Origin of the sequence: Cellulomonas soli (genome assembly GCF_013409305.1) — a bacterium.
Taxonomy (GTDB): Bacteria; Actinomycetota; Actinomycetes; order Actinomycetales; family Cellulomonadaceae; genus Cellulomonas; species Cellulomonas soli.
Genome location: NZ_JACBZJ010000001.1, coordinates 3,331,404 through 3,349,657, shown reverse-complemented (window position 1 = coordinate 3,349,657; position 18,254 = coordinate 3,331,404). Strand labels below are relative to the sequence as shown.

The following is an 18,254-nucleotide window of genomic DNA, read 5'->3' as shown; positions in this document are numbered from 1 at the left end:
ACCGGCAGGGGTGCATCAGCGCGACGCAACACACGACGCCCACGCCCGGGTGCCAGATGAGTCAGACGCCTCCTGCCAGCCCGAGACTCGCCATGGCGACGATGATCCGCACCGCCCAGCATCCCTCGACGGTCATGTCGCGTTCGTTCGAGCAGGAGGTCAGGACTGTCCGGAGTAGGCGCGCTCGAGCTGAGCCGCCTCGGCAGCACGATCACGCCTTCGGAGGGCGACTGCGAGGTCACGCACGCCTACACGGTCCTCGTGCACCGCACCGTCGCCCCAGCCGCCCCCGGTGGCGACGCGTCGGCGGGCACCGACGGGTCTGGTGCGGCCTCGGGGGCGAAACTCCCAGCCAGAGCCGCACAGGGGTGCTCGCCATGACGGGCGCCGAGCTCGGATGGCTGCTCTCTGTCACGATCGCGCTGCTCCTGGCCGGGTTGGCGACGGTGGCGGTCGCTCGCCGGGGCCGGAGGCGGTGACTGGGGCCGCGACTCGCCTGCTGAGTCAGGTCAGGCTCGGCTCGGCGTCCCCGTCTGGCCAGCGTCCCCTCGCGGTGATGAAGCGCAGCTCGCCAGGAGCGGCCCCGTCAGGGGCGCGTGACACGGCGTAGTCGGCTTCGGGCTCGTCGCCCTCGTCCAGCCCGAGGTCGACGACCGCGACGGTGAGCGTGCCGCCCAGCGGCGTCTCCGCGGCGCTGAGCGCGCGGTCGCGGAGGACTCCATCCATGAAGGTGTACTCGGGCATGTGTCGTCCTCCGTCCCAGGCTGCCACGCGACGCCCTGGGCGAAGGGTGCAGCCGTTTCACCGACGTCGAGGTGTCTTCAGCGTTCGCCACGCTAGCGGCCAACCATGGCCGAGCCGTTTCGTCGTCGTGAACTCCTGGCGTCGGGGTGGTCCGCGCGACACGCAAGGCCCGGACGACGCGGGCCCCGCTACTCCTGAGCGGACTCGCGGTAGGCCTCGACCAGCTGGCGTTCGATGAGCACGGGGACGAAGTCGTGGATCGTCACGTCCTCGAACCGCACGTGGTGCGCCGTGACGTCGCGCTCGATCTGGTCTCGACCGAGCGTGGGGAAGCGTGTCTCGAGTCGGCCGACGAGCTCGGTGAGGGCGCGTTCTTCGTCGAGTTCCATGCGCTCGACCATCGCCCCGCGCGGCGACGTCGTCAAGACCGAGAGCCGGTCGATCGCTCGAGCGCGCGGCCGTTCAGGCGCCTTCGCACGCTCGACGGGAGCGTGCTGTGGCGGGTGCCGTCGGGTCCGTCGCGCGGTCCTGCGGCGGTTCGTTCGGGACCGTCGGCGACTCGATCCTCTCCATCCACGGTGCGGGCAGCCCGGGCGCCCAGCCGGGCACCCCGCTGGCCGCCATCCAGCGCGCCACGGTCACCGGGTCGTCGAGGAGCTCGATGATCGCCTCGCGTCCGTCCTCGGACTCCCGGAGCTGATCGTGCAGCGCGCGCAGCCGGTGGAAGGTGCGCTCGGCACGAGCCGGGCTGCCCGCCTCTGCCTGCCAGTCGAGCGCCAGGTCGCGGTACGCGGTTCGCAGGCGTGCGGTGTTCTGCGGGTCGGTCATCGTCGTGGGTCCACCCCTCGTCGATCGACTACGGACGCCGTCGGCGTCCTGGGTCTGCGTGCGATGAGCGCCTGCTCGTGGTGGCAGGGGGACGTGACCGGGCACGGCCTCACGACAGCGCCTGTGCGTAGCGGTTCGCCGTCGTGGCGACCTGGTCGGCGTACGACTCGGAACGGTTGTAGGACAGCACGGCCGCTCGCCAGCCGTCGCCCGTGTCCAGGCTGCCGGAGTGGCACAGGTACCGCGCGGCGGCGAGGGCTGCGTCGTCGATCTGGTTCGGGTCGGCGACGCCGTCGCCGTCGCCGTCCGCACCCCAGCTCGCCCAGGTCGACGGGATGAACTGCAGCGGGCCGACGGCGCGGTCCCACGTCGTGTCCCCGTCCCACAGGCCGTCGTCGGTGTCGGTGATCGCGGCGACGCCGTCGCCGTCGAGCGCGATCCCGAGGACGGCCGGTCGCGGACGCCCGTCGTCGCCGAGCCTCGCCCCGCCGTGCGTGCCATGGGCGGACTCGATCGCACCGATGGCGGCCAGGGTGTTCCAGCCGAGGCCGCACCCGGGGTCCTCCGCGTCGAGCACCAGGTCGGCGGCGGCGTAGGCGAGCAGCGCCCGCGCGGGGATCGCGGTCACCGCGGCCACGCGTTCGACCCAGCCGGGGTCGACGCGCGCCGTCGCGGGTTGCGGCGAGCCGGCGCCGACGGTGGCGGAGGTCGCGGCCGTCTGCGCCGGTTCGAGCGCGCGACGCGGTGAGGTCGGTTCGGCGGTGGGCAGACCGGTGGCGTGGATCAGGGCCGTGGCGGTCACGACCATCGTGCCGAGCCCGGCCGCCACGAGCGCGCGCACTAGGGCGACCCGGAGCCGTGCGAAGCGGTCACCGCGCGGCGCGTCCGGATCGATCCGGTCGATGGTCACGACGGCTGGCCCCGGCGTGGGCTCCGGGGCGCTCACGCCCCGTCCCCGAGCACGGGTGACGGGTCGGGGCTCGGCGTCGGGACGGCGGCTGCGACCACCAGCGTGACCGTGGCGCCGACGCGCAGTCGGCTGCCACCCACCGGCCGGGTGCCGACGATCAGGTCCGTCCCCGACGCGTCGACGCCTGGTGCCGGGCCGGAGACGGCCACCGTGAAGCCTGCGTCCTGCAGGCTGGCCGTGGCGTTCGCGACGGTCGTGCCCGTCACCTCAGGCACGGCGTTGAACCCCGACGCGAGGGTCACCTCCACCGTCGAGCCTGCGTCCACGGCCTCCCCCGCGGCGGGCGCCTGGCCGAGCACCTTGTCGGCGGCCTCGGCAGAGTCGGCCCGGGTGACGGCGCCCAGCTGCAGTCCCGCGTCGCGCAGCGCCTGCAACGAGTCGGACAGCGTGCCGTAGAGCGTGGGGACGGTGATCCGGACGGGGTCGGTGGTCGGCGTCGGTTCCGCGTCAGTCGTCGTAGCGGGGCTCGGCACGGAGGGTGGCACGACGGGCGCCTCGGTCGTCGGCGCAGGGTCTGCCGCCGCGCTCGTCGAGGTGCTGATCTGTGGGCTCGGCGCCCCGGGGTCGGCGGCGGCGGTCAGCGCGCCCCACAGCGCGATGCCCAGCACGGCCGCGACGGCCACGCCGAGCACTGCGCCCCCGGCTGGCGAGGGCGGACCAGCGGTCACGGGTGACGTCGCGGGCGGGCCGACCGGGTCGAGGTAGTCGAGGTCCGCGCCGACCGGCTCGCCCGGGCGGGTCGCACCGCGCAGCACCTGGGTCGCGCGGACCTCCTGGCCGGCGGCACCCTCGGACGACACGGCACCGGACGGGTCGAGGTCCCGGGTCGCCGGCCGCTGTCCAGGTGCACGTGTCTCAGCCCGGTCTGGGCCGACGGCCGCGCGCACGGCCGCTCGGAACTCCTCGGCGTCGCGGTACCGCCGGGCGGGCGTCTTGGCCATCGCGTGCACGACGACGCGGTCGAGCACCCGTGCGCCGGGCTCGAGCGCCGACGGCACGGGCTGGGGCGCGGACACGTGCGCCTGCAGGACCTGGTCGGCCGAGGGCAGCGGGTACGGCGGACGGCCGGTGAGCAGGAAGTACAGCAGCGCGCCCGCCTGGTAGAGGTCACCTGCCGCCCGCACCGGCCTGCCCTGCGCCTGCTCGGGCGACATGTAGTGCGCGTTGCCGATGACCCCCCGCTCCCCCGGGTCGGCCGCACCACCGGCGGGGGTGCGCAGCAGGTCGGCGCCCACGGCGGTGCTCCCGGTCGCGTCGGCCAGGCCGAGGTCGACGACCCGCACCTGTTCGGCACGCAGCGGCTCGTCGGGGTCGACCTGCTGCAGGAGCACGTTCGCGGGCGACACGTCCCGGTGCACCAGGCCCGCACGGTGCGCGGCGCCGAGGGCGCCGAGCACCCCGTCGAGCACGGCCGCGGCCTCAGCGACGCCCATCGGCCCGGTGCGCGCGACCCGGTCGGCCAGGCTGCCGCCGGTGACCAGGTCGAGGGCGATCCACGCCGTACGGATCCCGCCGATGTCCTCCGCCCCCGACGCGTGCACGGCCGCGATGCCCGGGTGGTCGAGCGACTGCGCCGCGCGCGCCTCGCGCAGGAACGCCTCGCATGCCCCCTCGTGGGCGCTCAGGTGCGGGTGCAGGACCTTGACGGCGACCCGCTCCGGCGAGGCACCGCGCAGGGCCTCTGGCGAGCGCAGGTCGTCGGCCTCGAACACCGAGGCCGACCCACCCACACCCAGCAGGTCGCCGAGCAGGTAGCGACCGCCGAGCAGTGTGCCGCCCTCGTCGAACCCCGTCATCGTGGCGCCGGCCTCACCCGAAGCGCCCGTTGACGTAGTCGAAGGTGCGCTCGTCCTGCGGCTCGGAGAACATCGCCTCGGTGTCGCCGTGCTCGACGATGACACCGGGCGTGCCCTGGGCGGCCAGGAAGAACGCGCACTGCTGCGACACCCGCTGCGCCTGCTGCATGTTGTGGGTGACGATCACGATCGTCACCTCCTTCTTCAGCTCGGTCATCGTCTCCTCGATGACCCGGGTGGAGGTCGGGTCGAGCGCGGAGCAGGGTTCGTCCATCAGCAGGACCTTCGGTCGGACGGCCAACGAGCGGGCGATGCACAGCCGCTGCTGCTGCCCGCCGGACAGACCACCGCCCGGCTGGCGCAGGCGGTCCTTGACCTCCTTCCACAGCCCGGCGGAGGTCAGCGTGCGCTCGACGAGCTCGTCCTTCTCGTCCCGGCCGGCGCGTCGCCCGGTGAGCTTGAGGCCGGCGACGACGTTGTCGTAGATGCTCATCGCCGGGAACGGGTTGGCCTTCTGGAACACCATCCCGATGTCCTTGCGGGCGTCCTGGAGCTTCTTGCTCCGGTCGTAGATGTCGTCGCCGTCGAGCAGCACCTGACCGGCCAGGGCCGCGGACGGCACGAGCTCGTGCATGCGGTTGAGGATCCGCAGGAACGTGGACTTGCCGCAGCCCGACGGGCCGATGAGGGCGGTCACCTCGCCGGGCAGCATGCTCAGCGAGACCCTCTCGAGCACCTTGTGCGTGCCGAACCAGGCAGAGACGTCCTGCGCATCGATCGCGGACAGCCGCCGGGGCGGCAGCGACGGCGCTGCGGAGTGGGCGGCGGCGATCTCGGCGGTGGCGTCGCGCAGCGTCTCGGGCGCGGTGCCGTCGGGTGGCGCGAAGACGGTCGTGCGGTCGGGGTCGACCGGTGCGGCGAGCGGCACGCGGGCGGCGGTGAGCTCGGCGGACTCGGCGAGGGTGTGCGTGACGGTGGGATGGTGCACGGCCGTCGGCGCCGCGTACGGGTCCGGGCTGCTGGTCGGGTGCGTGGATCGGGTGCTCATCGCTGGTCCTTGGCGGTCGGGGTGGGTCACGGAAGTAGGGATGGCGAGCCGCGGGGCGTCGTGGTGCGGCGGGTGGGCGACGGGCTCACAGCAGGTTGGGCAGCGCGCCCATCACGGCGTCAGCCCCGGTCACGCCCAGAGCGAGCAGCACCGGCACCCCGACCACCCAGGCGTGCCAGCGGCCCCAGCGGGTCCACAGCCACCAGGTGGCGGCCCCGGCCCCGACGAGCAGCAGCAGCACGAAGACCACGAGGGTCCACGCCTCCCGGTCCTGGCCCATCGCGCGTTCGGCGGCAGGCAGAGCGGCGTAGGCCATCACCCGGCTGGACGCGTCGTACGGTTCGCTGACCAGCTCGGCGTCCACGTGCAGCACCCCGTCGGGCAGCAGAGCGAGGCCGTCGGCCGTCAGCAGCTCGAGTCGCCCCTCCCCCGAGCGCAGCGCCTCGGGCAGCGGGTCGCCGGCGCGTCGTAGACCGAACACCCGGTAGGTCGAGGCACCTTGACCGGTGGTCACCGTGATCTCGTCGCCGGGCTGCAACCGGCTCAGGTCGCCGAAGGGCCCTCCGTAGGTGAGCTGCCGGCCGAGGACGACCGCGGTGCCGGGCTGCCCCGGGAGCACCGAGTCGCGCCGATGACCGGGGCCCGAACGCAGCACCTCGGCGGTCGATCCCTCGAGCACCACCTCGGACAGCTCGATCGACGGGATCTGCAGCCAGGCCACCGGGGTGCCGGCGGCGACGAGGTCCTCCCGCAGGTCGAGCTGACCCGTGGGGGCCTCGGCCTTGGCGAGCGCGGTGCGCAGGTCACCGTAGGCGAGGGTCTGGGCGCGGTGGTGCTGGAAGGTGGACAGCACGGCGACGTGCGCGACGAACGCGAGCAGCGTCACCGACAGGGTCAGCAGAGCGGCCCCGACCCACCAGCGCCCGTCGCGCGGTGCGGGTGGACGAGCGGGTACCGGGAGGCGTGAACCCCGGCCGGTGCGGCGACCTCCGCCCGGCGGTCCGGCTACGCGGTACGCCTCGTCGATCGATGCCGGTGTCGTCAAGGTCACGGCACGGCCACCTGCGCCAGCGCGCCCGGCCCTCGCATCAGCGCGAGCAGCTGCCAGCCGCCCGCCCCCAGGCCGACCAGGCCCGCGCCGCCGCCCGCCCACCAGGCCCACGGCGGCACGCCCTGCTCGGCCGGGGCGGTGGCTCCGGCCGAGCCGACGAGCACGTCGACCACGGCGACCGCCGTACCGCACCACCCGCTCATCTGCACCGTGTGGGTCCCCGGTGCGGTGCCGTCGGCCACCGGGAAGATGGCCTGCACCTGACCCGCGGCGTCCGCGGTGAACGAGCCGACCAGGGCCGCCTCGCTGAACAGCACGAGCTGGACCTGCTCCCCGGCGGCGAAGCCGGTCGCGGTGGCAGTCACCCGCGCCCCCGGCAGGTACAGGTCCTGGTCCACGTGCGCCTCCACCCCGGCCGTCCCGGCGGTGGCCGGTCGGGTGGGCACGTCGGGCTCGCTCGGGGCGCACCCAGCGGCCGCACCGGCGGGCTGCGCCCCGCCGACCGCCTCGGACGTGCCGGCCGACCGCGGGGAACCGGTCGTCGCAGCGCCGCGACCGGCGGTCGGCGCCGTGGTCGACGTGGCGGTCGGCGACGGCGTCGTGGTGGTCGGCACAGGGGTGGGGGTCGTGCCGGCTCGTGCAGGGATCGACACCGACAGCCCGGTCTGGTCGCCGGCATCGTCGGCGAACGCCGCGCCCGCCGGCACGGCCAGCGCGCCGAGGGTCAGGCACGCGCCCGCGAGCACACGTGCCACACGGTGGGCGGGGGGACGGCTCGGGGTCATCGGACGGTCTCGCTCTCGTTCGGGACGTCGGGGCGCAGGGTGGAGGTCAGGCCGAGTGCCTCGGCGCGGACCTGCTCGGTGTAGGTGGCCAGCTCCTCGGCCAGCAACCGCCGTGCACGGCGTCGTTGCGCGAGGGTCAGGGTGATGCCCGCGACCACCAGGGCGACCAGCCCCAGCAGGGCCCAGGGCACCGCCCAGGCGCGGGCGGAGCCGGTGGCTGCGGTGGCGGCGCCGTCGGCCTCGGCGACCACCGGGGTGACGGTCACCTCGGCGGTGAGCAGCAGCAGCGGGGGGACGCCGGGGACCTCGGCGGTGACGTGGGTCGTCGCACCGGGCACCAGGTCGGTGACCGCGTCGAGGGTGACCGTGCCGAGGTCGAGGCCGAACGGCCCCGTCAGGCGCACGCTCGGGGTCGCGTCGAGCCGGACGTTGCCGGTGTTGGTCAGGTCGAAGCCGACGGTTCCGGTTCCGGTGCCGACCGGGTTGGCCGAGCCGTCGTAGCCGGCGACCACACCGCTGACCCCGACGGCCGGGGCGAGCGCGCCCCCGACCCGCAGGTAGATCCGTGTGCCGACACGCTGCTCGACCTGCACGGCCGACCCCTGCGCGTCGCTGGCCTCCGAGCGGAACGAGGCGACGATCCCTGCGGCGTGGTCGCCCGGTGTGGCGTCGTGGGGCACGGTGATGGTCACGGGGATGTCCTGGCTGGTGCCAGCCGCCAGGGTGACCGTGACGCCGAGCCCGGCGAGGCAGGCGGTGTCACCCTCGGCGCAGACCGAGGTGGCGGAGTCGACCGACGTCCAGGCGCCGAGGTCGGTGGAGGCCTGGTCGGCGCCGATGAGCGTGAACGCACCGGTGTCGTAGTCGGTGGTGGCGTCCGCGGCGTAGACCTGGAAGCTCACCTCGTGGGTGGACCAGTTCGCCACCGAGACCCAGTCGCTGATCGTCGTGCCCGGGTCGACGGCGAAGTCGAACCGGGTGCGGCCGTCCGGGCCTGCGGGCGTGGAAGGCTGCACGCTCCAGGTCACCTGCGAGTCGTCGGCGGGTGCCTCGTCGGCCTGTGCCGGGGCGGTGGCGAGCAGCGTCGCGACGCCGAGCAGGGCCGCGATCGCGAGGACGGCCCGGGCGGTGGGGGGTCGCAAGGTCATGGGTGCTCTCGGGTGAGGTGCCGGGCCGGGCCGGCAGTGGTGAGTGGGTCGGTGGTTGGGTGGCTCCGCAGGCCATGGGTCGGCCCGCGGAGCCACCCGGGCCTCAGATCAGGGTCAGCAGGAGCGTCGCGGTGTAGCTGCCCTCCGCGGAGCTCGCCGGAGCCTTCAGGGTGATCCCCGCCTGCACCGCGGTGTCGGCCACCGTGGCGCCGGCGGCTGCCTGGGCGAGGGGGCGTGCCGAGCCGAGCCCCGAGGTGCTTCCTGCCGCCACCTCGACGCCCGCGGTGCCGCCGTTCGTCGACCCCACCAGCGCCGGCTTCCATCCCAGGTAGTCCGCGTCGATCTTCTGCGTCGCGTCGGTGGTGCTGACGAAGTCGTCGACCTGGCCGTTCAAGGTCCACGCCGTGCGGGTCGTCCGGTTGTCGGAGACCGTCACCGTTCCCAAGGCTCCCGTGGCCACGTACGAGGTGCCCTGCAGCGTGGCCTGGCCCAGGGCCACGTCACCGGGGGTCACGGTGAACTTCAGCCCGCTGAGCGCGGCCGGGATGGTCACCGTCACCCCGGTGCTCTGCGGCGGCACCGGCTCGGCCACCGTGGTGACGGTGGTCTGCGCGTCGGTGGTCGAGTCGGTGTAGACCGCGTTGCTGCCGGCCCTGTAGGCCGCGGCGAAGGTGTACGTCTTGCCCGCCTCGAGCACCGGGCTGGTCCAGCTCGCGGTGCCGTCCGCCGCGACCGGCACGCTGCCGGTGACCGGCGTCGCCAGCCCGGCATACGTGCCGGTGAGCTCGACCGTGCCGGAGGTCGCCGCGCCGGAGTCACCGGTCACGGCCGAGGTCAGGGTGACCGTGCCGTCGGCATGCGCGATGGCACCCGTCAGGGTGATGGTCGGGGTGGCCTTCTCGACGACGGTCTCCGGAACGACCTCCCAGGTCTTGGCTGCCAGGTCGAAGCGCACGTCCACGCTGAAGTACTTCGCCTGGCCGATCGGGACGGCCGCTGCGGGGTACGTCGCCCCGTCAGGGGCAGTGCCGACCTCGCAGGTGACAACGTAGGTCGCCAGCCCGTCCTTGATCGCGTCCAGCGGGAACTGCGCGGAACCCCAGCGCGCGGCCGAGGTGCCGGTGCGGGAGATCGCGTTCCCGTCGAGGCCGCTGCCTGCGGTTGCGGCGACCTTCACACCCGCGGCGAGGTGGGTCGCGTCCTGGGAGCCGTCCGCCCAGATGAACAGGACCCGGGAGGACTGCCGGTAGCCGACGGGGCAGCCGGTCGTGGTGGTCAGCGTGGTCGGGCCGAACGTGGTGGTGTCGGACAGCGCGCCCGAGGCCGGGGCCAGGGTGATGTCGCCGAGGCGGTTGGCCGGGTCGAGGCTCGCGTTGGCGGCCTGCGCGGGGCCGATCGCAGCCAGGCCGAGCACGGCGGTGGTCAGGACGGCGAGCAGGCCGCTGCCCGCTCGCCGACGAAGGGATTCGTGCGACATGGAGGGTTCTCTCTGTAGGTGGAAGGTGGCGGCGGTGACGCGAGCCGGGGCCTCTCCCGGCAGGTCAACCTGCCGGGAGAGGCACTTCATGAGCTCGCCCGCGCCGCGGGCGGGGCACCCGGTGGCCGAGCAGCGCCCGGCCACCGGGTGGTGTGATCAGTTGGTGCGGATGCTCTCGGCGTCGCCGGCCTTGTAGGTGACGCCCTGGATCGTGACGCCGTTCACGTCGGTGTCACGGTTGATCAGCGAGCCGAACCCGAAGTCCTCGATCACGAACTGCGCGGTGGCGGAACGCTTGGCGGTGTAGACAGCCCCCTCGACGACGTCGGCGGTCGCCGGGTCGTCGATGAAGGTGGCGGACAGGGTGCTGTTCGACGCGATCGCCGCGTGCTCCACCACAGTGAAGACCGGCCGGGTCAGCGGGAACGCGGTGTTGAGCACCGGCGTGGTGCCGGTCGTCGGCTGGACGAGCGTCGAACCGACGGTGACCGGGGCGAGCACCGCCCCGTGCCGACGGTCGAGTACGGACACGCCGTAGTTGGCCGCCAGGCTGGCGGCGTTGCTCTGGGCGATCCACTGCGCGATCGAGAACGGAACGATCGCGTTGCTGACCGCAGCGAGCGCGGCGCCGTCGTGCTCCTGGACGTCGGTGGTCACGCCACCGGCGGTGTAGGTCCAGGCCACGGCGGAGCCGAGGCTCGCCTCGGTCAGGCCGAGCTTGCTGAGGAAGAACGAGCGGGTGCCCGAACCGGACTGCGGCAGCAGCGGCACGATCTGCGCACCGCTGGTGGAAGCCGTGCCGATGACGCGCGAGCCGACGCTCAGCGACACCGTCTGGCCGGCGCTGGCCTGGTAGATCTGGGTCAGGTCGGCCACGGTGAGACCGTCGGGCACCGCGGAGCTCGCGCCCTTGGCGTAGGTCACGGCGTCCACAGCGAGCGGGACGTACGAGTAGGTGCCGCTCGCCGCGAACGACGAGGGGCCGGACGACGAGCGGGCGAACTGGAGGTCCGTCCGGTCGAGCCTGCCGTCGGCGGTCGCACCACCGGTGGAAGTGCCACGGGCGTTGGTGAGCGTGGTTCCGGCCACGGTGGCCTTCAGCGCCGCGACACCCTGACCCGACCCGTTCGGACGCGGGATCGTCGTGCCGCCGGAGTGCGTCACGATGGTCGTGCCCTGCGCACCTGAGCCGGTGGGCAAGGTCGCGTCCCAGGAGCCGAGGACGAGCTGGCCCCCGCTGCGCACCACGGCCGCCAGACCGTTGTTCAGGTCCTGGGTCGTGTCCGAGCCGGTGCCGTTCAGCGGCCGGTTCTGGGTGTAGGACTCCAGGTCGGCGTCCCACGGGTCCGCCTGAGCGGCCGAGGCACCCAGCAGCAGGCTGCCGGTGGCGAGCAGGGCGGTCGCACCGACGCCCCACTTGGTGAACTTGGACATGAGATGTCCCTCTCTGGTAACGTCCCCCATCGATTTGCACCACGTGGTGCCCGACCCCTCACCCGGACCGTCAACTCTCGGGTGGGGGGTCTCCTCGTCCGACCGGGAGACCGGTGCCGGATGAGTGGTCGGTGCGCCGGCCCACCCCGAGGGGTGTCGCGGCTCCGGGCGGCTCATGCCTCGCCCGGCTTCCGTCGCAGCAGGAGCGGCGCCGCGACCATCCCTGCCAGCCCCGTCGCGAGGCTGACGCCCAACGCCGTGCGGGCCGGTGAGGCCGCCGCCTCCGTGGTGTCGGCTGCTGCAACCTCGGCGCTGGTGATGCCGATGGTCGTTGTCGGTGCCGCGCCCGCGAGATCTTCCTCAGACGCGACCGGCGCGGCACTCGTCCCCGACGGTACGGTCACGGTGGTGCTGGCGGTCGTACCGGCGTTCGTGCCTCCCGTCGGCGTCCCCTGTGCGCCTGTCGTCACGGGGGTCCGCAGCAGGGTGGCCAGCGCGTGCGCCGCGGCGACCTGCGCTGCGCCGAGCGGCACGTAGCCCTCGGGCAGCCCGCCACGCGACCCGGTGCGCACGTTGCCCGCGCCCGCCGCGTAGTCGAGCAAGCCCGCGTAGTCGCCCCGGGCTTCGGCGGCCATCCCCGTCGCGCTGACGTCCATCGCGGCGTAGACCGTGGTGGCGAGGGGGTAGGCGCCGGAGGGCAGCGCCGACATGTCGGTGACGGCGATGCCGGAGGCCTCGTCGAGCTGCTGGGCCGCGATGGCGGTCGCGACGGTGGCATCGGAGTACCCGACGAACTCCCGGGCGGTGGCGACGGTCTCCTTGCTCGTCCGCGAGCCGAGCGGGAGCGCCAGGCTTGCCGTGGCCAGGCCGTAGCTCTCGGCCGCGACCGCCGTGGTCGGCCCCACGATCAGCCGTCCGGAGCCGTTGGTGGGCAGGGCCGGGGGGCTGGCGACGAAGAACCCGACGTTGGTGCCGGAGAACTTGTTCGGGTCCCACGTGAACGTCAGCTTGGCATCGACCCTGGCGATCCTGGCGGCGTTGGCGGCCAACGAGTTGGAGTAGGGCGAGTAGGAGGTGGAGTCGATCGTCAGCCCGCGGTACTTCTTCTCCGCGGTCGCGGCGTCCGGTGCCACCGACTGGTCCGCCTTCGGGAAGGTGTCGAGCGCGGTCGCAAGCAGGTCGTACCCGCCGCCTGCCGCCAGCGCCGATCCTGCCGGCAGGTAGTAGCGGTTGACCGTGCTGCCCCACGGGTCGGGCTCGCCCTTGAGGAAGGCGACCGCGTCGGCGTCGGCCAGCACGTACTGCCACAGCAGCCGGATCGCGTCGTCCCCCTGCGGCCCGACCACGACCCAGGCGGCGCGTGCCACCGACCCCGGGAGGCTGGTCGGGTTCCCGAGCGCGATCCACTCCTCGTCCTCGAGCACGGTGTCGTCGGCCAGGAACTGCAGCGACTCGCCGACGGTGGTCGATCCCCAGTCGCCGGAGACCTGCGGGACGTCGCTCCGGTACGACTGGGTGAGCAGCTTGGCGAGCAGCCTGGGCGTCAGGCGCAGGTCGGTGCGGACCGTCCCGTCGCTCTGCTCGGCGACCATCGCGATGGTCAGCGCGGTGTTCGCGATCGGGGCGTACCGGATGTCCGCCTCGTCCAGCAGCGCCGGGTCCGCCGCACCGATCGTGTCGGCCGTGAGCGGGTCCGAGACCGCGACCACGTCCACCTGGCCGGCGAGCAGCTGGGCGCGGGCCAGGTCGCCCGAGTTGGTGGTGAGGCTGAAGGTCGCACCGTCGATGCCGCTGCACAGGCTCGGCTGCCAGGAGCTCACCGCCTCGGCGACGAGCTCGCTGCCGACCACCCGCCGCTCGGCCGAGCCCGTCGGGCAGCTCAGGTACGGGTCCTCGAAGTCGAGCGGCAGCACCACGCGGTCGTCCCAGTAGCTGCACGCGGTGGACAGCGGCGACCCCGCCTGACCCCACTCCGTGGTCGTCCCGAAGCCGCTGGCGATACTGTCCGGCCCGCAGTGAGCGCCGTCGGCACGGGTCCCGGAGTGGATGCCCCGAGGCACCACCACCAGCCAGCACCGCTCCCCCGCCGCCGAGTCGGTGTCCCCGCAGCCGAGGTACGGCTGCGCCGCTGCGGACTGCACCGTGAAGTTCGCGACCGCTGTGCCGTCGGCCGCGACGGGGACGAAGGGCATCTCGTTGGAGGAGGAGCTGTCGTAGAAGGCCGCCAGCCCGGTGGTGATGATCACGGCCCCGGCGCCGCCAGGGAGCGGCACCTCCTCGCGCTGGTTCTCGGCGCCGTTCACTGCCCGGAACGTCACACCGCCCCGGCCGACCACCCCGGTCCCACGCGGCTCGCTGAATGTGCCATTGATCGCGCTCGAGGCGGTACCGCCCACTTCTTCGGAGGAGTAGCCGCCCCACTGGCACGTCTGGGCGAAGTCCGCAGCGGCCGGGTCGCCCCAGCACTGGAAGACCTGCAGGAAGTTGCTCGATCCTCCTCCGCCGGGCTGCCTCGCGGTCGCGGCCATCCCTGACGCCGTCACCGTGACCGTCTGGTCGATGAGCCCCGTCGTCTGCAACACCGTCACCGTCAGGTCCTTGAAGTCGTCCCAGTGCCCCGACCCGGCGTCCTTGCCCTCACCGTCGCTGGTGAGCGCGGCGTGGTCCGGGTTGGCTGCGGCGATCTCGGCGGCCGTCGCGGTGGCGTCCGCGCCGACCCGCACCGAGCCATCGGCCCAGCCGACCGTGACCGAGGAGTCCGGGCCGGCGGCAGCCCGGGCCGTGCCCGGCGTGGCGACCAGGACCAGGCCGGTGGCGGAGACCAGGGCCAGCACCAGTCCGGTGGCAGCGATCGCTCGCGCGAGGACGACGCGGGCGGGGTGCATCCCGCGCAGCGGGGTCGGCGAGGTCACGGAGTGCGCTCCTGAGGTCGAGGGGTGGGGCTCGGTGAGCCACCGAGTGGGACGGGCGGGAGCAAGGACCGGCGGGCGCGTCGGCCGAGGACGGGCGGCAGGATCGCCGCACCGAGCGCCCCGAGACCGGCACCGAGCATGGACAATGCGGCGGTGGGGCCGGCGGCGACCACCGGGATGGACTGCGGGCGCGCGGCGGCGACCACCAGGTCGTCCTCCGAACCGAGGGCCAGCACCTCGGCGTCCGCGGCCGCGAGCGGGTCCGCGACGGACGCCACGTCAGGGCCCGGGGTGCTGTCCGTGGCGGCCGTGCCGTCTGCGCCAGCGACCCCGGCAGCGCCGTCAGAGCCTGCCCCGGCACCGGCGGTCTGGTCGGTGGGCGTGTCCTTCGCCCCGCCGGTGCCGGTGGTGCACTGCGGCACGCCCGCCCGGTCGCAGTCCTGGGGGTACGGGGCGCTCTTCGCCAGGGCATTGCCGCTCGGGTCGGAGGGGTCGAGCGTCGGGTTGTTGCAGTCCGCGATGGTCTTCACGGCCGGGTCGCCGCCGGGGATCTTGGCGATCTGCGCCTGACCGGCCGCGACCAGGTTGACCGGCAACGGCGAGTACCCGAGGGTCTCGGCCTGCTGCTGCCCCTCGCACAGGAAGTACGTGCCGAAGTCCGCGAGGGTGCCGCCCTTGTCGTTCGAGAACCCGGACTCCAGCGCCGTCGGCAGGATGATGTACGAGTAGCTGGACAGCACGTAGGCCCGGGGGTCGCCGTTGCGGTAGACGTCGGACAGGTCCTGCGTCAGGTAGTCCGGCGAGGTCGTGTCCTCGTTGATGTGCGCCTGCAGCAGGGCGACGGCGACGTTCGAGGCGGTGGGCTCGGTGTAGTAGCCCGCGGAGTTGAGCACCTTCGCCACCGGGTACCCGGCATTGAGGGCGTAGGAGTACTCGACGAAGGTGATCGCGCCGACAGCGTGCGACTGCGCGACGTAGCCGGAGACCCCGTTGGACCCGGACTTGGAGACGAACCCGGACCCCGGGACGACCGGGAAGTTGCTGGTGACGCCGCAGTGCCCGTTGACCAGCGGCCGGCCGACCTTGCCGCAGTAGTCGTCCCACAGCGCGGTGTGCTCCTGACGGAGCCAGATCGACACCTGCGCCGTGGCACCGGAGCCGTCCGAGCGCACCACGGGCACGATCGGGATGGCCGGCAGGGCGAGCGAGGGGTTGTCCGCGGCGATCGCGGCGTCGTCCCAGTGGGTGATGACGCCGGTGAAGATCTTCGCGATCGTCTCGCCGGAGAGCCGCAGGTTGGTGACCCGCTTGCCGCCGACCTGCAGGTTGTACATGAAGGCGGTCCCGCCCGCGACGATCGGCATGTACGCGAACTGCCGGTTCGGCCGGGCGTCACCCTCGTTGGAGTTCGCGATGCCGTACGGGATCTCGCTGACGCCGAAGTCCGCGGTGCCGTTGGCGAAGTCGTTGCGGCCCTGCGTCGAGCCGGACTCCGAGTAGGTGATCTTCCACTGGTAGTTGGCCCACACGTTGCGGATCCACTGCTGCAGGGCGTTCGCCGACCAGGTCGATCCCGAGCCCACGATCGGGGCGCGCACCCGGTCCGCGGCGGCTGCCGGCCCGACGCCGGCCAGGCCCAGGCTCCCGGCCAGCACGAGCGCGACTCCCAGGCACGCCGTCGCCGCCCGCGCCGCCTGACGCCACCGGGCTGCGCGGCGCGCGCTCATCGGGCCACCGCCCCGGTGCCCGTGCCGCCCGTACCGGCCGCCGGTGGACGTTGGCCGGCGGCCAGCTCCCATTCCTCGAGCGTGCTCACCAGCTCGCGCTGCTCGATCCGGGCCAGGACGCGCGCCGAGGCCGCGCGGGCGCGCCGCGCGCCGCGCGGCGACTGCACCCCCGCGCCCTTGCCGCCCATCAGCCGGGCCAGCAGGAACAGCACGAACACCAGCACCATGAGCACAGCCGCCGCACCGAAGCCGCGCGCCACCTGCGTGGGCTCGGGCGACTTGACCAGCGTGAACGTCGCGAACGGCAACGACACCATCGGCCCGGAGAACGGGTTGAAGTTGTAGAACGTGGTGTAGCCGGCCGTCAGCAGCACCGGGCTGGTCTCCCCGATGCCGCGCGCGGTGCCCAGCACCACCGCGGTCATCAGGCCCGACCTGCTGGTCGGCAGCACCACGTGCCAGATGGTCCGCCACTGCGAGGCGCCCGTGGCCAGCGAGGCCTCCTTGAGCGTCGCGGGCACGAGCCGCAGCACCACGTCGGCGGAACGCACCACGATCGGCAGGATCATGATCGTGATCGCCAGGCTCGCGGCGAAGGCGGACTTGTCGAACCCGAGCAGCAGCACGTACGTGGCGTAGATGAACAGCCCGCACACGATCGAGGGCAGCGCGGTCATCGCCTCGACCACGGTGCGCACCACCCGCGCGAACGGCGAGGGGAACTCGGCCAGGAACACCGCGCACAGCAGACCCAGCGGGATCGCGATCACCAGCGCGATCGAGATCATGATCAGCGTGCCCACGGCTGCGTGCGCCATGCCGCCGACCGTCATCGGGTCCAGCGGACCCGCCATCGACAGGTCCTGGGTCCAGAAGTTCGCGTGCCGGAACGCCTGCGACCCACGCGCCAGCGTGAACACCACCACGACGGCCAGCGCCAGCAGCAGCACCACCGCGGCCGAGTGGATGAGCACCCCGACGACCCGGTCGAGCACGGTCACCCGGTCGTCGTCGAAGCTGATCAGCACCACGAAGTACGCCACGAACAGCACGTAGGTCACCAGGACGAACGCCAGCGCACCCTGGGCGGGCAGCAGCTGGGTGAACAGCCAGGCGGACGAGGCGATCGACGCGGCGGCCGCACCGACGATGCGCAGCACGTCCTCCCGTCGGGTGCGGGACAGGTTGCGCTGCACCTCGGGAGCGCCGGGGTGCCCGGCGGACGCGGGCACGTGCGTGCGTCGTGCCGGCGGGGCGGCCCGTCGCGCCGATCGGGCGGGGATCTCGGTCGTGGTCATGGTGCGTCCTTCAGCTCGACGCGCCCGAGCGGGAGCGCTGGATGACGAAGCCGGCGGCGAAGTTGACGAGCATGGTGATCGCGAAGAGCACCAGCCCGGCGGCCATCAGGCCGGACAGCTCGAAGCTGGACGCCTCGCCGTAGCGCAGGGCGATCAGCGAGCTGATCGAGTTGGTCCCGGTGCTCAGCAGGTGCCAGTTGACGACGAAGACCGGGCTGATCACGAGGTAGACGGCGATGGTCTCGCCGAGCGCGCGGCCGAGGCCGAGCATGGTGCCGCCGACCATCCCGCCGAGGCCGAACGGGTACACGACGGCGCGGATCATGCCCCACTTGGACGCGCCGAGCGCCAGGGCGCCCTCCCGCTCGCCGATCGGGGCCTGGGCGAAGACCTCCCGCATGATCGACGCGGCGATGGGGGCGACCATCATCGAGACGACCAGGCCGGCCAGGAACGCCGAGGCGGTGAACACGGTCGGGGTGGCCAGCGGGTCGTCCGGGTCGAACTGGGGGACGGAGAAGATCGGGATCCAGCCGAGGTAGGTGGTGATCCACTTCGCCACCGGGAGCAGCTGGCCCTCGAGCCAGAACATGCCCCACAGTCCGTAGACCACCGAGGGGATGGCCGCCATCAGGTCGACGACCCCGACCAGCACACGCTTGAGCCCCTCCGGCGCGTACTCGGAGATGTAGGTCGCGGTGCCCACGGCCAGCGGGAGCGCCACCGTGATCGCGATGAGGGCGATCGTCACGGTGCCGAACAGCACGGCCGCGATACCGAACCGGCCGGAGTTCGGCTCCCACTCCTGCTCGGTGAGGAACTCCGGGCCTGCCGCGCCGATCGCCTCGGCGCCGCGCACGGCCAGGAAGAGCCCGACGAGCGTCATGATCGCCAGGACCAGGACCCCGCCGCCGTGCGCGCCGATGCGGAACACCGTGTCCTGCAGGCCGCGCACGGCGGTGATCTGCCGCGGCACGTCTCGCCTGTCGTCGAGGACGTCGGTCCTCATCACCACCCCCGTCGCTGGGCCGGCTCG

Annotated in this window: 15 protein-coding genes; all 15 read right to left on the bottom strand. The window is 73.4% G+C overall.

Annotated elements, in window-relative coordinates; all coding sequences use genetic code 11:
* Nucleotides 1-504 precede the first annotated feature (504 nt).
* The 15 genes from BKA22_RS15230 to pstC all read right to left on the bottom strand — a co-directional run bounded on the left by BKA22_RS15230 (nt 505) and on the right by pstC (nt 18,227).
* Entirely contained in the window at nt 505-744 is a 240-nt protein-coding gene (locus tag BKA22_RS15230) for a hypothetical protein (RefSeq protein ID WP_146951585.1), read from the bottom strand.
* 188 nt (nt 745-932) lie between these two features.
* Nucleotides 933-1,133 (bottom strand): three-helix bundle dimerization domain-containing protein, encoded by a 201-nt coding sequence (locus tag BKA22_RS15225; protein WP_146951583.1) that lies wholly within the window; start codon nt 1,131-1,133, stop codon nt 933-935.
* Between the two features lie 73 nt (nt 1,134-1,206).
* The gene (locus tag BKA22_RS15220; protein WP_146951582.1) at nt 1,207-1,572 is read right to left on the bottom strand and encodes a hypothetical protein; all 366 of its coding nucleotides are present in this window, start codon (nt 1,570-1,572) and stop codon (nt 1,207-1,209) included.
* Between the two features lie 109 nt (nt 1,573-1,681).
* Nucleotides 1,682-2,518 carry a lytic transglycosylase domain-containing protein gene (locus BKA22_RS15215; protein WP_223203417.1) on the bottom strand — a complete coding sequence of 279 codons (837 nt, stop codon included), beginning with the start codon at nt 2,516-2,518 and terminating at the stop codon, nt 1,682-1,684.
* A complete protein-coding gene (locus BKA22_RS15210; RefSeq protein ID WP_146951581.1) occupies nt 2,515-4,338 on the bottom strand; it encodes a protein kinase domain-containing protein in 1,824 nt (607 codons plus the stop codon). Before BKA22_RS15210 ends, BKA22_RS15215 begins: the two co-directional genes overlap by 4 nt.
* A gap of 13 nt (nt 4,339-4,351) precedes the next feature.
* Nucleotides 4,352-5,125 carry a phosphate ABC transporter ATP-binding protein gene (locus BKA22_RS15205; RefSeq protein WP_306458442.1) on the bottom strand — a complete coding sequence of 258 codons (774 nt, stop codon included), beginning with the start codon at nt 5,123-5,125 and terminating at the stop codon, nt 4,352-4,354.
* 346 nt (nt 5,126-5,471) lie between these two features.
* A complete protein-coding gene (locus BKA22_RS15200) occupies nt 5,472-6,437 on the bottom strand; it encodes a sortase (protein WP_179561811.1) in 966 nt (321 codons plus the stop codon).
* On the bottom strand, nt 6,434-7,222 hold the full coding sequence (locus BKA22_RS15195; RefSeq protein ID WP_179561810.1) for a hypothetical protein: 789 nt from the start codon (nt 7,220-7,222) through the stop codon (nt 6,434-6,436). The genes BKA22_RS15200 and BKA22_RS15195 overlap by 4 nt, the downstream gene beginning before the upstream one ends.
* Nucleotides 7,219-8,370 carry a WxL protein peptidoglycan domain-containing protein gene (locus BKA22_RS15190; protein ID WP_146951579.1) on the bottom strand — a complete coding sequence of 384 codons (1,152 nt, stop codon included), beginning with the start codon at nt 8,368-8,370 and terminating at the stop codon, nt 7,219-7,221. The genes BKA22_RS15195 and BKA22_RS15190 overlap by 4 nt, the downstream gene beginning before the upstream one ends.
* A gap of 103 nt (nt 8,371-8,473) precedes the next feature.
* Nucleotides 8,474-9,847, bottom strand: coding sequence for a hypothetical protein (locus BKA22_RS15185; RefSeq protein ID WP_146951578.1), 1,374 nt, complete (start codon nt 9,845-9,847; stop codon nt 8,474-8,476).
* Nucleotides 9,848-10,003: 156 nt separating this feature from the next.
* Complete coding sequence (locus tag BKA22_RS15180; protein ID WP_146951577.1) at nt 10,004-11,281, bottom strand: hypothetical protein; 1,278 nt, start codon at nt 11,279-11,281, stop codon at nt 10,004-10,006.
* A 173-nt stretch (nt 11,282-11,454) separates the two neighbouring features.
* Nucleotides 11,455-14,193 (bottom strand): hypothetical protein, encoded by a 2,739-nt coding sequence (locus tag BKA22_RS15175; protein WP_146951576.1) that lies wholly within the window; start codon nt 14,191-14,193, stop codon nt 11,455-11,457.
* Nucleotides 14,190-15,920: a phosphate ABC transporter substrate-binding protein PstS gene (locus BKA22_RS15170; RefSeq protein WP_146951575.1), complete on the bottom strand. Its 1,731-nt coding sequence runs from the start codon at nt 15,918-15,920 to the stop codon at nt 14,190-14,192. The genes BKA22_RS15175 and BKA22_RS15170 overlap by 4 nt, the downstream gene beginning before the upstream one ends.
* Nucleotides 15,917-17,218 (bottom strand): phosphate ABC transporter permease PstA, encoded by a 1,302-nt coding sequence (pstA, locus tag BKA22_RS15165; protein WP_146951574.1) that lies wholly within the window; start codon nt 17,216-17,218, stop codon nt 15,917-15,919. The genes BKA22_RS15170 and pstA overlap by 4 nt, the downstream gene beginning before the upstream one ends.
* Nucleotides 17,219-17,228: 10 nt before the next feature.
* On the bottom strand, nt 17,229-18,227 hold the full coding sequence (pstC, locus tag BKA22_RS15160) for a phosphate ABC transporter permease subunit PstC (protein ID WP_146951573.1): 999 nt from the start codon (nt 18,225-18,227) through the stop codon (nt 17,229-17,231).
* Nucleotides 18,228-18,254: the final 27 nt, after the last annotated feature.

What these genes read in the sequence shown, in the direction of transcription:
- BKA22_RS15230 (WP_146951585.1), bottom strand. Translation starts at nt 744, where the DNA reads ATGCCCGAGTACACCTTCATGGATGGAGTCCTCCGCGACCGCGCGCTC.
- BKA22_RS15220 (WP_146951582.1), bottom strand. Translation starts at nt 1,572, where the DNA reads ATGACCGACCCGCAGAACACCGCACGCCTGCGAACCGCGTACCGCGAC.
- BKA22_RS15195 (WP_179561810.1), bottom strand. Translation starts at nt 7,222, where the DNA reads ATGACCCCGAGCCGTCCCCCCGCCCACCGTGTGGCACGTGTGCTCGCG.
- BKA22_RS15170 (WP_146951575.1), bottom strand. Translation starts at nt 15,920, where the DNA reads ATGAGCGCGCGCCGCGCAGCCCGGTGGCGTCAGGCGGCGCGGGCGGCG.
- BKA22_RS15180 (WP_146951577.1), bottom strand. Translation starts at nt 11,281, where the DNA reads ATGTCCAAGTTCACCAAGTGGGGCGTCGGTGCGACCGCCCTGCTCGCC.
- pstC (WP_146951573.1), bottom strand. Translation starts at nt 18,227, where the DNA reads ATGAGGACCGACGTCCTCGACGACAGGCGAGACGTGCCGCGGCAGATC.
- BKA22_RS15210 (WP_146951581.1), bottom strand. Translation starts at nt 4,338, where the DNA reads ATGACGGGGTTCGACGAGGGCGGCACACTGCTCGGCGGTCGCTACCTG.
- BKA22_RS15190 (WP_146951579.1), bottom strand. Translation starts at nt 8,370, where the DNA reads ATGACCTTGCGACCCCCCACCGCCCGGGCCGTCCTCGCGATCGCGGCC.
- BKA22_RS15225 (WP_146951583.1), bottom strand. Translation starts at nt 1,133, where the DNA reads ATGGAACTCGACGAAGAACGCGCCCTCACCGAGCTCGTCGGCCGACTC.
- pstA (WP_146951574.1), bottom strand. Translation starts at nt 17,218, where the DNA reads ATGACCACGACCGAGATCCCCGCCCGATCGGCGCGACGGGCCGCCCCG.
- BKA22_RS15185 (WP_146951578.1), bottom strand. Translation starts at nt 9,847, where the DNA reads ATGTCGCACGAATCCCTTCGTCGGCGAGCGGGCAGCGGCCTGCTCGCC.